This is a genomic window from Luteococcus sp. H91, assembly GCF_038433135.1.
Classification (GTDB): domain Bacteria; phylum Actinomycetota; class Actinomycetes; order Propionibacteriales; family Propionibacteriaceae; genus Luteococcus.
Genome location: NZ_JBCDMV010000009.1, coordinates 55715 through 68429, shown reverse-complemented (window position 1 = coordinate 68429; position 12715 = coordinate 55715). Strand labels below are relative to the sequence as shown.

11 protein-coding genes are annotated in these 12715 nt (G+C 68.3%); 5 read left to right on the top strand and 6 right to left on the bottom strand.

The features are described from left to right. Positions 1–151: 151 nt before the first annotated feature. Complete coding sequence (gene mce, locus AAEX57_RS06750) at positions 152–601, bottom strand: methylmalonyl-CoA epimerase (RefSeq protein ID WP_342091275.1); 450 nt, start codon at positions 599–601, stop codon at positions 152–154. Between the two features lie 217 nt (positions 602–818). On the opposite strand from mce, the gene AAEX57_RS06745 reads away from it, so the two are divergent. From AAEX57_RS06745 to AAEX57_RS06735, 3 genes are read left to right on the top strand one after another with little or no spacing between them, the layout of a single operon-like run. Further along, a complete protein-coding gene (locus AAEX57_RS06745; protein ID WP_170165175.1) occupies positions 819–968 on the top strand; it encodes a hypothetical protein in 150 nt (49 codons plus the stop codon). Positions 969–992: 24 nt separating this feature from the next. Beyond that, entirely contained in the window at positions 993–1565 is a 573-nt protein-coding gene (locus tag AAEX57_RS06740) for a PH domain-containing protein (RefSeq protein WP_342091276.1), read from the top strand. Position 1566: 1 nt separating this feature from the next. Continuing rightward, complete coding sequence (locus tag AAEX57_RS06735) at positions 1567–3153, top strand: NAD-binding protein (RefSeq protein WP_342091277.1); 1587 nt, start codon at positions 1567–1569, stop codon at positions 3151–3153. 79 nt (positions 3154–3232) lie between these two features. Here the strand turns inward: AAEX57_RS06735 and pgm are convergent, their stop codons facing one another. Continuing rightward, complete coding sequence (pgm, locus tag AAEX57_RS06730; protein WP_342091278.1) at positions 3233–4867, bottom strand: phosphoglucomutase (alpha-D-glucose-1,6-bisphosphate-dependent); 1635 nt, start codon at positions 4865–4867, stop codon at positions 3233–3235. 99 nt (positions 4868–4966) lie between these two features. On the opposite strand from pgm, the gene AAEX57_RS06725 reads away from it, so the two are divergent. Together AAEX57_RS06725 and AAEX57_RS06720 are read left to right on the top strand one after the other, a co-directional pair. Beyond that, the gene (locus AAEX57_RS06725; protein ID WP_342091279.1) at positions 4967–5908 is read left to right on the top strand and encodes a tetratricopeptide repeat protein; all 942 of its coding nucleotides are present in this window, start codon (positions 4967–4969) and stop codon (positions 5906–5908) included. Positions 5909–6172: 264 nt separating this feature from the next. After that, complete coding sequence (locus AAEX57_RS06720; protein WP_342091280.1) at positions 6173–6331, top strand: hypothetical protein; 159 nt, start codon at positions 6173–6175, stop codon at positions 6329–6331. Between the two features lie 50 nt (positions 6332–6381). Here the strand turns inward: AAEX57_RS06720 and AAEX57_RS06715 are convergent, their stop codons facing one another. From AAEX57_RS06715 to AAEX57_RS06700, 4 genes are read right to left on the bottom strand one after another with little or no spacing between them, the layout of a single operon-like run. Next, the gene (locus AAEX57_RS06715; RefSeq protein ID WP_342091281.1) at positions 6382–7161 is read right to left on the bottom strand and encodes an NUDIX hydrolase; all 780 of its coding nucleotides are present in this window, start codon (positions 7159–7161) and stop codon (positions 6382–6384) included. A 4-nt stretch (positions 7162–7165) separates the two neighbouring features. Beyond that, entirely contained in the window at positions 7166–9100 is a 1935-nt protein-coding gene (glgB, locus tag AAEX57_RS06710) for a 1,4-alpha-glucan branching protein GlgB (protein ID WP_342091282.1), read from the bottom strand. A 1-nt stretch (position 9101) separates the two neighbouring features. Continuing rightward, the gene (locus tag AAEX57_RS06705) at positions 9102–10535 is read right to left on the bottom strand and encodes a phosphotransferase (RefSeq protein ID WP_342097768.1); all 1434 of its coding nucleotides are present in this window, start codon (positions 10533–10535) and stop codon (positions 9102–9104) included. Positions 10536–10555: 20 nt separating this feature from the next. Then, positions 10556–12622 (bottom strand): alpha-1,4-glucan--maltose-1-phosphate maltosyltransferase, encoded by a 2067-nt coding sequence (locus AAEX57_RS06700; RefSeq protein ID WP_446721092.1) that lies wholly within the window; start codon positions 12620–12622, stop codon positions 10556–10558. Positions 12623–12715: the final 93 nt, after the last annotated feature.

Genomic DNA, 12715 nt, shown 5'->3' with positions numbered 1-12715 from the left:
CCCCCCCCCCCCCCCCCCCCCCCCCCCCCCCCCCCCCCCCCCCCCCCCCCCCCCCCCCCCCCCCCCCCCCCCCCCCCCCCCCCCCCCCCCCCCCCCCCCCCCCCCCCCCCCCCCCCCCCCCCCCCCCGTGACGTCGGTGCTTGCTGCCGAATCAGTGCTGTGCGTTGGCCGGGGGCTGGGTCAGCTCCAGCAGGACGCCACCGGCATCCTTCGGGTGCACGAAGTTGATCCGTGCGCCGCCGGTGCCCGTCTTGGGCTCCGGGTAGAGCAGCCGCAGGCCGCGCTCACGGAGGGTGGCGCAGACTGCGTCGATGTCGGCCACGCGGTAGCACAGCTGCTGCATGCCGGGACCGCCATTGCGGGTCAGCCACTTGGCGATGGTGGAGTTCTCGTTCAGCGGGGCGAGCAGCTGGATCTGGGCGCTCTCGGGCTCCTGGGTTCCGGTGCCCAGCATCGCCTCGGCGACACCCTGCTCCTCGTTGACCTCCTGGTGCAGCACCCGGAAGCCGAACTTCTCGGTGTGGAACTTGATGGCCTCGTCGAGGTCGGCGACCGCCAGGCCGACGTGGTCGATGCAGATGAAAAGATCGCTGTTGTCCATGGCTCCATGCTTCCACAGCAGACCCGGGCAGGGAACGGCGGGGCCGAGCTTTGCCAGTGGGGGATGACTCAACCGATCCTGCAGACTTCCGCGTGGCCAATGCGCATCCGCAACCCCGGTGCGGCATAGTTGACTCGACTGGATGCTGGCTGTGCCCGTGTCCGGGCCGCGAACTTCCCCAAGGACCCGCGGGTCAACCTGAACGAGGAGACAGAGCATGCCCGAGTGGGCCAAGAAGATCCTGTGGACGCTGGTGATTGCTTTCATCATCTACTACATCGCCACCCAGCCCGAGGAGTTTGCGGCCGGCGTGAAGTCCGTCGTCGAGGCGATCGGACGGCTGTTCAGCGCGCTCGCTGGCAACTGATCCGGTCTGGTCGCGGGTGACCGGATGAGCTTCTTCTCGCGCTTCCTGGCGCCCGAGGTTGACCGTCACCTCCTCGTCGATCAGGGCGAGTTCATCGTCGACGAGGTGGCCAAGCACTGGGTCACCGTGGTGCTGCCGGCGTTGGGGATCGTCGCCTGCGCCCCGCTGTTCTGGATCATGCCGTGGCTGGGCAGCTTCTGGTGGCTGGCGCTGCTGCTGGGACTTTTCTTGTTCTGCTACTGCATGTTGCTGATCCACATGCAGTTCATGGACCGCTTCGTGATCACCAACATGCGAGTGTTCCGGGTGCACGGCGTGCTGGACCAGCACCTGGCCACCATGCCGATGACCAGAATCCTGGACATCTCGGTCTACCAGCCGCTGCTCGGCCGGTTGCTGGGTTTCGGGCACTTCGTCTTCGAATCCGCGGCGCAGGATCAGGGCCTGCGGGACATCACCTTCGTCGGGCGCCCGGAACAGCGCGACCTGACCATCCAGCGCGTCATCCAGCGGGCCGGTCTGCGCGCCCAGTTGAAGCCCGCGGAGCTCGACGACGAGCTCGACGGCGATGACTACGACGAGGAGTTCGACGACTGAGATGGCCGTCCTCGTGGTGGGTGCCAGTTCGACCAGCATCCGGCTGGCCGACGAGTTGATCGGCGGCGGGGAACACGTCCGCGCCCTGGTGCTGGACACCTCCCCGGAGTGGATGCTGGACGAGCTGCGCCAGGTGGGTGCCGCCCTGATCCGGGTGGACCAGATCCGCGAGCATGCCCTGGCCGAGGCGGGGATCGACCAGATGCAGGCCGTGGTGGTACTGGGGCTCGACGAGATCACCACCGTCCGGGTGGCCCTGATGGTGGAGGAACTCAACCCCGATGCCCGGATCGTGCTGGAGCTGGACAATCCCGCCTTTGGCCGACGACTGGAACCGCTGCTCGGCTCGTGCACGGTGCTCTCTGCCGCGGCGCTGGCCTCGCCCTCCTTCGTCGCCGCGGCCTTTCCCGGTGGCCTCGCCCAGCCGCTGACCATCGGTGGGCGCCAGCTGGCCGCCGGGCGTGACTCCCGGGTGGGCGGCGAGGTGCTGGCCATCCTGGGGGAGGTGCGCGCCGACGAGGACGACACCGTGCTGCACCGCCGCGGCAACGTGGTGCTCGGCACCCGGGTGACCTCCACCGGGCCGCGCGCCCGGCAGCGCGGCTGGTGGGGTGCCATGGTGGCGCTCTTTGACCGGCGGCTGCGCTGGGTGGTGGCCACCCTGGTGCTGCTGGTGATCGGCTCCACCGTCTTCTTCCATCTGGCCGCGCATCTGGACTGGCTTACCGCGCTCTACGTCGCCCTCACCGCGTCGACGCTGACCGGGATGGGGGAGGACTTCTCCCAGTTGCCGATCGGCACCCGACTGGTGGGCATCGTGATCCAGCTGGTCGGGGTGCTGATCACCTCCGGCATCACGGCCGTGATCACCGACGTGCTGATCAGCTCCCGGCTGGCGGCGCTGACCAGCGGCCTGCGGGGCAAGCCCAAGAAGCACTACATCGTGGTCGGCCTGGGCCGGGTGGGCCTGCGGGTCGCCCGCGGGCTGAAGGAGCGTGGCCTGAGCGTGGTTGCGATCGAGCAGAGTGAGGACGCCGTCGGAGTTCCCGGTGCGCGGGCCGCCCGGATCCCCGTGCTGATCGGTGATTCCGTCGACGACGCCACCCTGCAGCGCGCCGGGGTGGAGCAGGCCGACTGCCTGGTCACCGTCACCGATTCCGACGCCGCCAATCTGCAGATCGCGCTGTCCGCCAATGCCCTGAACCCGCGGGTGCGGGTGGTCACCCGGATGTTCGACGACGATCTGGCCAGCCGGGTGGAGCGCCAGCTGAGCACCGGCCCCACCCGATCGGTCTCCCGGCTGGCCGCCCCCGCCTTCGCCGCCGCCGCGCTGGGGCGACGCAATGAGACCGTCGTGCCGGTGGGTCGCCGGGTGGTGATCCTGGGTGAGCTGGACGTGCAGAAGGCGGCCAGCGTGGGCCGGGTGGACAGCCTGGGAAGTTGCAAGGTGCTGGCGGTGCGTCCCCGCGGCAGCACGGTCTGGATCTGGAACCTGCACAGCGACCTGCCGCTCGGCCCCGGTGACCTGGTGGCGGTGGCGGCCACCCGCGCCGGTATGGGCCTGGCCAGCAAGGCCCTGAGCGCCTGACCCATGCCGGCGCGGAGCCCACACACAAGGACGTGCCCCGGGAAATCCCCGGGGCACGTCCTTGACAGGTCCTGTGCGATCAGGCGTTCAGCGCCGCGTTGACGACGTCCTTGGCCTCGGCCTGGATGGCGGCCAGGTGCTCGGCCGACTTCAGGCTCTCCGCGTAGATCTTGTACTTGTCCTCGGTGCCCGACGGGCGGGCCGCGAACCAGCCATTCTCGGTGGTGACCTTCACGCCGCCGATCGCCGCACCATTGCCGGGGGCCTCGGTGAGGATGGCGGTGATCTTCTCCCCGGCCAGCTCGGTGGCGGTGATGTCCGCGGGGGAGAGCGCCTTGAGACGCGCCTTCTGCTCACGGTCAGCGTCGGCGTCGATCCGGGCGTAGTAGGACTTGCCGTACTTGGCCTCCAGCTCGGCGTAGTGCTGGCTGGGCGTCTTGCCGGTCACGGCCAGGATCTCCGAGGCCAGCAGGTCCAGGATGAGACCGTCCTTGTCCGTGGTCCAGGTCTTGCCGTCCAGGGTCAGGAAGCTGGCGCCGGCGGACTCCTCACCGCCGAAGCCCATGTCCCCGCTGATCAGGCCGGGCACGAACCACTTGAAGCCAACCGGAACCTCCACCAGCTCACGGTCGATCTCCGCGGCAACCTTGTCGATCATTGAGCTGGAGACCAGGGTCTTGCCAACTCGGGCCTGCTCATCCCAGCCGGGACGGTGGGTGAACAGGTACCAGATGGCCACGGCGAGGTAGTGGTTCGGGTTCATCAGGCCGGCGTCGGGCGTGACGATGCCGTGGCGGTCGGAGTCCGCGTCATTGCCGGTGGAGATGTCGAACTTGTCGCGCTGGGCGATCAGGCTGGCCATCGCATTGGGCGAGGAGCAGTCCATCCGGATCTTGCCGTCGGTGTCCAGGGTCATGAAGCGCCACGTCGGGTCCACCTCGGGGTTGACCACGGTCAGGTCCAGACCGGACTTCTCGGCAAGGTACTGCCAGTACTGCACGGCGGCACCACCCATCGGGTCGGCGCCGATCCGCACGCCGGCCTTCTTGATGGCCTCCATGTCGATGACGTTGACCAGGTCCTCGCAATAGGCCGTGCGGTAGTCGAAGCGGGTCACCGTCGCGGCGGCCTCGTCGTAGGCCACGCGCTTGATCCCCGACGGGTCGCGCATCAGCTCGTTGGCCCGGTCGGCGATCCAGCTGGTCGCGTCGGTGTCCGCGGGGCCGCCGTTCGGCGGGTTGTACTTGAAGCCACCGTCGCGCGGCGGGTTGTGCGAGGGGGTGACGACGATGCCGTCGGCCTGCGGCTGGCCGACGTGGTCCCGGTTGTACACGATGATGGCGCGGCTGACGGCAGGCGTCGGGGTGTACTCGTCCTCGTACTCGGCCATCACGGCAACACCATTGGCGACGAGCACCTCGGTGGCGGTCTTCCACGCCGGGAGGCTCAGGGCGTGGGTGTCCTTGCCGATGAACAGTGGGCCCGTGGTGCCCTGCTCGGCGCGGTACTCGACGATTGCCTGGGTGGTGGCGGCGATGTGCAGTTCGTTGAACTTGCCGTCGAGCGAGGAACCGCGGTGGCCGGAGGTGCCGAAGACCACCTGCTGGTCGACGTTGTCCACGTCGGGAGTGATGTCGTAGTAGGCCGACAGAACCTCGTCGACATTGATCAGGTCTTGTTCCTGGGCTACCTGCCCAGCGCGTTCGTGTGCCATGGCCCCCATCTTGCCCGCATTTGCCGCCGTCCGGGAGCGGTCGGCGGTGAACATTGAACGGACTTGGGCAATGCCGCACCCTCGCGGAAGAATGGGCCCATGACTTCTCAGAGCTTCAACCGCCCCGGTGCCGTCGACCTGTCCTCCCTGGCCGCCGCAGCCCCCGCCACCAGCAATGCTGGTGCCGCCTCGACGGGGGCCGCCGCCGGCAGTTATGTGCAGCAGGTGGGCGAGGCGGACTTCGACGCGGTGGTGCGCAAGTCCGCCACCCACCCGGTGATCATGGAGCTCTACTCGCCCCGCGCCAATGCCCAGGAGCTCTCCGACGTGCTGATCTCGGCCACCAATGCTGCGGGTGGCCGCTGGCTGCTGGCCCGGGTGAACATCGACGCCGAACAGCGGATCGCGCAGGCGATGGGTGTGCAGGCCGTGCCCACCGTGGTGGCGATCATCGGTGGCCAGCTGGCGCCGCTCTTCCAGGGCACCAAGCCCGCCGAGGAGGTTCAGGCCTACCTGGACCAGGTGAGCCAGATCGCGCTGGCCAATGGCCTGACCGGACGGGCCGAGCCGGTGGGCCCGGCGGCGCCGGCTGCCGATGCCGAGGCCCCGGAGGCGGCCCCGGCCGTGGATCCCCGTTTCGCCGACGCCGACGCCGCCCTGCAGTCGGGTGACTACGGCACGGCCGTCGCCGAGTTCCAGAAGATCCTGGACATGGCCCCGGCGGACCAGGAGGCCATCCAGGGGCTGGCGCAGGCCAAGCTGCTGGAGCGTTCTGCCAGCTTCGATCCGCAGGCGATCGTGGCGGCTGCGAACACCGAGCCGCAGAACTGGGACGCGCAGTTGGATGCGGCCGACCTGGAGCTGATCAATGGTGACCCGGCCGCCGCCTTCGACCGAATCCTGCAGATCATCCGTGAGACCCGCGACGAGGAGCGCGAGCGCGCCCGGCTGCGCCTGCTGGAGCTCTTCGACGTCGTCGGCAAGGCCGACAAGGCGGTGCTGAAGGCCCGCCGCCAGCTCTCCACCGCGCTGTTCGCCTGACGGACAACACTGCCGCCATTCCGGACAACATATGGGATGCCGGCGGACTCTCCTGGCCGGACACGGTGCTGGTCTACGGGCGGCTGCTGCTGGCCCGCCTGGACGGGCGGCTCACCGGGCCTCTCTACCACCCGTCGGACACCGAGGACCGCTACCCGCTGCTGTGCAATGCGGAGCAGTACCCCGGCGGTACCACGACGACGGTGGCCGCGGAAGACGGGGCGACGGAGCGACAGCGCACCCCCCGAGTCGGTACGGCAGGCCGTGGCGAAGATGGCCCGGCACGTGCTGGCGGTCACCCCCGGCCCGATCTCGGAGACCTTCAGCCTGCGCGCCGCCGACGGCAGCTCGGGCAGCACCCGGGTCGTGATCGGCGCCCTGAACTCCCAGAGATGCCTACTGGGAACGACGACGGAAGGCTGAGCTGCCACGCCGAAGGGGCCCTGATCGGATCTGGTCAGGGACCGCTGTGCTCACTGGACGATGGCGACGCCGTCCTCGGTGAAGCCGGTGAAACCGTCCAGGATCAGGGTGATCCGGCGGGCCGAGAGCGGTGAGACGTGCTGGGGCAGGTCACCGCGGGAGACCCAATGGATCGCGGCGATCTCGCGTTCCTCGCGGACCAGCTCGTGGATGGTGCTGGCGTCCAGCACCCCGCCGTCGTAGATGAACTCCAGGGCGTCGCCCCAGCCCAGGTAGGGCGGCATCCAGTCGACCAGGGCGGGGGAGCCGAGGCTGACGTTGAGCCCCAGCTCCTCGAGGATCTCGCGTTCGGCCCCGACGCGGGGTGGTTCGCCCGGTTCGACGATGCCGCCAGGCAGCTCCCAGTCGGTCTTGTAGGTGGTCTGCAACAGCAGCACCTGGCCGGCCTGGTCACGGAAGACCGCGTGTGCGATCAGCCGTTTGGTGGGCAGCACCGTGTCCATCACGGCGGAGAAACCCTCCGGCCCGTAGACCACGTCGCCGGACAGCCGGGAGTACTGGTGGACGTCGATGTAGTCGCCGTCGGCCACCGCGAGGCCGTGCCGCAGCACGCCCTCGCGGCGGAAACCGGCCAGGTGCAGCGCGCGGCGCGCCATCTGGTCGGTAGCGGGGATCGCCACCTCCAGACGGCGCACCGCGTGCCCCAGCAGGATGTCGTCGGCGGCCATGCTCACGGCCCGGGCCAGGGTGTCCGCGTCGACGGCGCCGTTCCACTTCACGACGCCGACGTCGCCGGTCACCTCAACCTGGACCGCGAACTCGTCGGCCATCGGCTCAGGCCATGCCCATGTCGCCCGGCAGCTCGGCGGTGGCGGCGGCGTCGTAGCGCAGCCACAGCGCACCCAGCGGCGGGATGCACACGGTGGCGCCAGCGCCATTGCCGAACGGTGCGGCGGCCTCGCGGGCGATCACCTGACCGTAGTTGCCGAAGTTGCCATCGCCGTCGTAGGCGGGCGAATCCGTGTTCAGGATCTCCGTCCACACGCCCGGCTTGGGCAGCCAGATGCCGTAGGTGTTCTTCGGCTCCGCGGAGAAGTTGAACAGACAGGCCACCTGACGGCCCAGGCCGTCGTTGCGGATCCAGCCGAAGACATTGCCGGCGGCATCATCGGAGACGATCCACTGGAAGCCCGCGGGATCATTGTCCAGGGCATAGAGCGCCGGCTCGTCGCGGTAGATGTCGTTCATGTCCTTGAACAGGCGCTTGAGACCGCCATGGCCCCACATGTCCGCCACCCACCACTCCAGGCCCTTCTCCTCGCTGAACTCGGATCGCTGGCCGAACTCCTGACCCATGAAGATCAGCTGCTTGCCGGGGAAGGCCCACATGAAGGCGTAGAAGGCGCGCATGGTGGCGAACTTGCGCCAGTCGTCCTGCGGCACCTTGTTGAGCATGGAACCCTTGCCGTGCACGACCTCGTCGTGGCTGATCGGCAGGATGAAGTTCTCCGAGTAGGCGTAGACCATCGCGAAGGTCATCAGGTGGTGGTTGTACTGCCGGTTGACCGGATCCTGCTCGATGTAGCGCAGGGAGTCGTTCATCCATCCCATGTTCCACTTGAACCCGAAGCCCAGCCCGTCGTGGTGCACTGGACGGGTGACGCCGGGGAAGCTGGTGGACTCCTCGGCGATCATCAGTACGCCGGGGTGACGCTCGTAGAGGTGCTTGTTGGTGTAGCGCAGGAAGTCGATCGCCTCCAGGTTCTCCCGGCCGCCGAAGACATTCGGCACCCACTCGCCGTCCTTGCGGGAGTAGTCCAGGTAGAGCATCGAGGCGACGGCGTCGACGCGCAGGCCGTCGATGTGGAATTCGCTGATCCAGTACAGCGCATTGCTGACCAGGAAGCTCTTCACCTCATTGCGGCCGTAGTTGAAGATGTAGGTGCCCCAGTCCATGTGCTCGCCCTGGCGCGGATCGGCGTGCTCATAGAGCGCGGTGCCATCGAAGCGGCCCAGCGCCCACTCATCCTTGGGGAAGTGCCCGGGAACCCAGTCCAGCAGGACGCCGATGCCGGCCTGGTGCAGCTTGTCCACCAGGTGCCGGAAGTCGTCGGGGCGGCCGAAACGGCTGGTCGGGGCAAAGTAGCCGGTCACCTGGTAACCCCAGGACGGCTCATAGGGATGCTCCGAGACGGGCATGAACTCGACGTGGGTGTAGCCCTGCCACTTGACGTACTCCACCAGCTCGTCGGCCAGCTCCAGGTAGCTCAGGCCCTTGCGCCAGGAGCCCAGGTGCAGCTCGTAGACGCTCATCGGCTCCTTGTGGGCCTCGGCCTTCTCCCGCTTGGCGATCCACTCGTCGTCGGCCCAGATGTACTGGCTGTCGTAGACGATGGAGGCGGTGGACGGGGCGGACTCGCAGAAGAAGGCCATCGGGTCGGCCTTCTCCCGCCAGACGCCGTCGGGGCCCTGGATCCGGAACTTGTAGAGCGTGTCGGTGCCGCGCTCCTCGATGAAGCGGCTCCAGACACCGGTGCCGGGCAGGCGGTACATCTCGTCGCCGCCCCAGAAGTTGAAGTCGCCGATCAGCTGGACGGCTTGGGCATTCGGGGCCCAGACGCTGAACCGGGTGCCGGTCACGGTACCGCCGTCGTCCGTGGGGATGGTGACGACGTGGGCGCCCAGGCGCTTCCACAGCTCGGTGTCTCCGCCGCTCTGGAAACCTTCCATGTCCCAGCCGGTCAGCCCGCCTGCAAGGTCGTAGCCCATCTCAGTTCTCCTGCTCTGCAGCGTCGGCTGCGCCAGACGTCGGGGTCGACGTCGTGTCTGCACCCGGGGCAAGTGCCTCGAGCGCGCTCAACGGAATTTCTACCCAATTGGGGCGATTCCTGGTCTCGTAGACCACTTCGTAGACGGCCTTGTCGGCCTCATAGGCGGCCAGGGCCGCCGGATCGATCGAGCCGGCATGGCGGCCATAGGCGTCCAGGAAGGCGGTGCGCGCCTCCTGCAGCCACTGGGTTGCCGCCGCGCCGGTGGGCTCGTCGAAGACGCTGGTGGCGTAGCCGAAGCTGCGCAGCATGCCCGCGACATCCCGTAGTGGGCTGTCCGGCAGCTGTCGTTCGGCAAAGGACTTCATCGGCTCGCCCTCGAAGTCGATGATCTTCCAGCCGCCCGGGGTCAACAGGGTCTGGCCCAGATGGAAGTCGCCGTGCACGCGTTGGGCCTTCACCTTGCCCTGCTCCAGACCGTCGAAGACGGCGGCCAGCTGCTCGGTCATCGGCTGCAGGGCCGGGGCCTGGGCCGCGGCGGTGGCCAGCCGTTCCCGCATGGTGGCGGCGATGGCGGCACCATCCAGGGTGGAGGTGTCGAAGGTGTCGGCCAGCGCGGTGTGCACCTCGGCCAGGGCAACACCCAGGGCCGCGGCATTCTCGGCGAAGCCGACGCCCTGCCCGGCCTGCTCGCAGGCCAGTTCCCAGCCGTCCTGGGCATCGCGCAGCAGTTCGCTGATCATCATCAGGTCGACGCGCTGCGGCTCGGGCGCCTCGGCGCCATCGGTCCAGGTCTCGTCGCTGAAGGGTGTCAGCATGCCAGAGACCCAGCCGTAGAGCCGGGCTGCCGACGAGACCCGGGCACGGCCCAGGGCGTCGTGCATCTGGATGTCCAGGTTGGGGCCGACCTCCAGCTTGCGGAAGATCTTCATCAGGGCAACGTCGCCGAGCAGCACATTGGTGTTGGACTGTTCGCCGCCGAAGACCCGGGGTTCCAGGTCACCGCGCAGCTTGGCGCCGTCGGGGAGGCTCTCCATCCAGACGTGCGGCACCTGGGAGCCTGCCAGGATGGCCGCGACCACGGCGCGCATTGCCTCGGGATCGCGCGGGGCGTCGTGGGCGTAACCCAGCTCGGGCTCCATCGCGGGGCCGATCAGGCAGCCGTCGACGGGTTCCGGGTGGTAGCTGACCAGGAGCTGGTAGTACTCATGGCTGTCGTCGGGGTAGACGACGGTCACGTACTCGGGGCGTACCGCCGGGGCATTGCCCCCAGGGGCGACGATCCAGTCGGCGGGCTGTTCCAGCCCGCCCAACTGGCCGTCGCGGCCCTTGCCGGAGAACCAACGGGCCTGCAGCACGAAACCCTGCAGCGCCTCCAGCGCGGACTCCACCTGGTCGTGGCGGGGGTCGTCGATGGGGGAAGTGTCGTTGTTCATCTGTTCCTGGGGGTCGTGGGTCACTTGACGGTGACGCTGAAGATGTGGGCGGGGCTGCCGGGATGCAGGCTGACATAGCTGCGGGCACCCCACGTCCAGGTGCCGCCACCCAGCTCGTCGTGCACCTCCAGCACGGCATCCTGGTCAAGCCCCAGCTTGGACATGTCCAGGTAGATCTCGCTGTCCACCGCATCCCACGGGTTCAGCGAGCAGACCACGATGACCCGGTCCTCACCGTCGGTCTTGGAGTAGACCATGACCGAATCATTTGGGGCGTGGTGGAAGTCGATCTTGCGCAGCTGCTGCAGGGCGGTGTGCTGCTTGCGGATCTCGTTCAACCGCCCGATCAGCATGGAGAGGTTGGGCTGGTGGTTCTGCCAGTCCCGCGGGCGCAGCTCGTACTTCTCGCTGTTCAGGTATTCCTCGCCGCCGTGCCGGAAGACCTCGTGCTCGCACAGTTCGAACCCGGAGTAGACGCCCCAGGTGGGCGACAGCGTCGCGGCCAGGATGGCCCGGATGGAGAAGGCCGTCGGATTGCCCGACTGCAGGAAGGTGGGATTGATGTCGGGCGTGTTGACGAAGAAGTTCGGTCGGTACATGTGGGCCGACTCCCGGGAGAGCTCGGTGAGGTACTCCTCCAGCTCCCATTTGGTGTTGCGCCACGTGTAGTAGGTGTAGCTCTGGTGGAAGCCGACCTTGCCCAGGGCGTGCATCATCTCCGGACGGGTGAAGGCCTCGGCCAGGAAGAGCACCTCGGGATTGGTCTTGTGCACCTCGCTCATGATCCAGGCCCAGAAGTCGACGGGCTTGGTGTGCGGGTTGTCGACGCGGAAGACGGTCACGCCGTGGCCGATCCAGAACTGCAGCAACCGCAGGCACTCGCGGTAGATGCCATCGCGGTCATTGTCGAAGTTGATCGGGTAGATGTCCTGGTACTTCTTGGGCGGGTTCTCGGCGTAGGCGATGGTGCCGTCCAGGCGGGTGGTGAACCATTCCGGATGCTCGGTCACCCATGGGTGGTCGGGGGAGGCCTGCAGCGCGAAGTCCAGTGCGATCTCCAGGTTGAGGCTCTTGGCCTTGGCGACGAACTCGTCGAAGTCGTCGATGGTGCCCAGGTCCGGATGGACGGCGTCGTGGCCGCCTTCAACGCTGCCGATGGCCCAGGGGGAGCCCGGGTCGTGCTCCGAGGGGGTCAGCGAATTGTTGCGGCCCTTGCGGAAAGCCGTGCCGATCGGGTGGATCGGCGGCAGGTAGACGATGTCGAAGCCCATCGCCGCGGCGGCTTCCAGCCGCTCGTGCGAGCTGGCGAAGGTGCCGGAATGCCAGCGCTGGTTCTCCTCATCCCACCAGGCACCCTGGCTGCGCGGGAAGAACTCGTACCAGCTGGAGAACAGGGCCCGCTGGCGGTCGACCCGCAGCCCGTACTCGCGGGTGGGGGAGACCAGCTCGCGCGGTCCGTGGGCGGCAAGGGCCCGGTTCAGCGAGCTGGAGTTCAGCATCTCCAACAGCTCGATCGCGGGCAGCTCGGGCAGGAAGGCAGCGGCCTTGGCGCGCAACAGTGTGGCGGTGGTGGCGTCGCCGGCCTGCTCGGCCAGATCGGCGGCCTGCTCGGCGACGTGGCGAACCTCCAGGCAGACCAACTCGCGGTCCACATCGGCCTGCAGCTTGGCCTCGGCATTGTGGTGGGTGGTGTGCCAGACGTCGGACCAGCCCTCGACGTGGAAGGTCCAGTCGCCCTCCTCGTCGGCCGCGGCCCAGCCCTCCCAGATGTCCAGCCCGACGGGCTGCTGCTGGGTCATCGGGAAGCTCAGCTTCTTGCCGGAGGGGCTGGTCAGCACGATGGTGGCATTGACCGCGTCGTGCCCCTCACGGAAGACATTGGCGCGGACCGGGAACCACTCGCCCACCACGGCCTTGGCCGGGTAGTTGCCCTCCTCCACGACGGGGAAGACATTGCAGACCGGGATCCGGCCGAAGCCGGGAACGGGACGCACGGCCTCGAAGCCGGCTGCTTCGGTGGCGCGCATGGGCGCCGACGCGGATGCGGGCGCGGACACGTGGGAGGAGACTGCCTCTGACCGGTGCATGGGGTTGCTCACGCGCCCCAGCCTAGCCATGCAGGCACCGGGCTGGCGAGGGTTCGCGAAAGCTGCTCGGCATGCTTTGGGCACCGTTCGCGG

Excerpts from the sequence above, each read along its gene's own strand:
- mce (WP_342091275.1), bottom strand. The coding sequence starts at position 601 with ATGGACAACAGCGATCTTTTCATCTGCATCGACCACGTCGGCCTGGCG.
- AAEX57_RS06735 (WP_342091277.1), top strand. The coding sequence starts at position 1,567 with ATGGCCGTCCTCGTGGTGGGTGCCAGTTCGACCAGCATCCGGCTGGCC.
- AAEX57_RS06705 (WP_342097768.1), bottom strand. The coding sequence starts at position 10,535 with ATGAACAACGACACTTCCCCCATCGACGACCCCCGCCACGACCAGGTG.
- AAEX57_RS06740 (WP_342091276.1), top strand. The coding sequence starts at position 993 with ATGAGCTTCTTCTCGCGCTTCCTGGCGCCCGAGGTTGACCGTCACCTC.
- glgB (WP_342091282.1), bottom strand. The coding sequence starts at position 9,100 with ATGGGCTACGACCTTGCAGGCGGGCTGACCGGCTGGGACATGGAAGGT.
- AAEX57_RS06715 (WP_342091281.1), bottom strand. The coding sequence starts at position 7,161 with ATGGCCGACGAGTTCGCGGTCCAGGTTGAGGTGACCGGCGACGTCGGC.
- AAEX57_RS06725 (WP_342091279.1), top strand. The coding sequence starts at position 4,967 with ATGACTTCTCAGAGCTTCAACCGCCCCGGTGCCGTCGACCTGTCCTCC.
- AAEX57_RS06700 (WP_446721092.1), bottom strand. The coding sequence starts at position 12,622 with ATGCACCGGTCAGAGGCAGTCTCCTCCCACGTGTCCGCGCCCGCATCC.
- pgm (WP_342091278.1), bottom strand. The coding sequence starts at position 4,867 with ATGGCACACGAACGCGCTGGGCAGGTAGCCCAGGAACAAGACCTGATC.
- AAEX57_RS06745 (WP_170165175.1), top strand. The coding sequence starts at position 819 with ATGCCCGAGTGGGCCAAGAAGATCCTGTGGACGCTGGTGATTGCTTTC.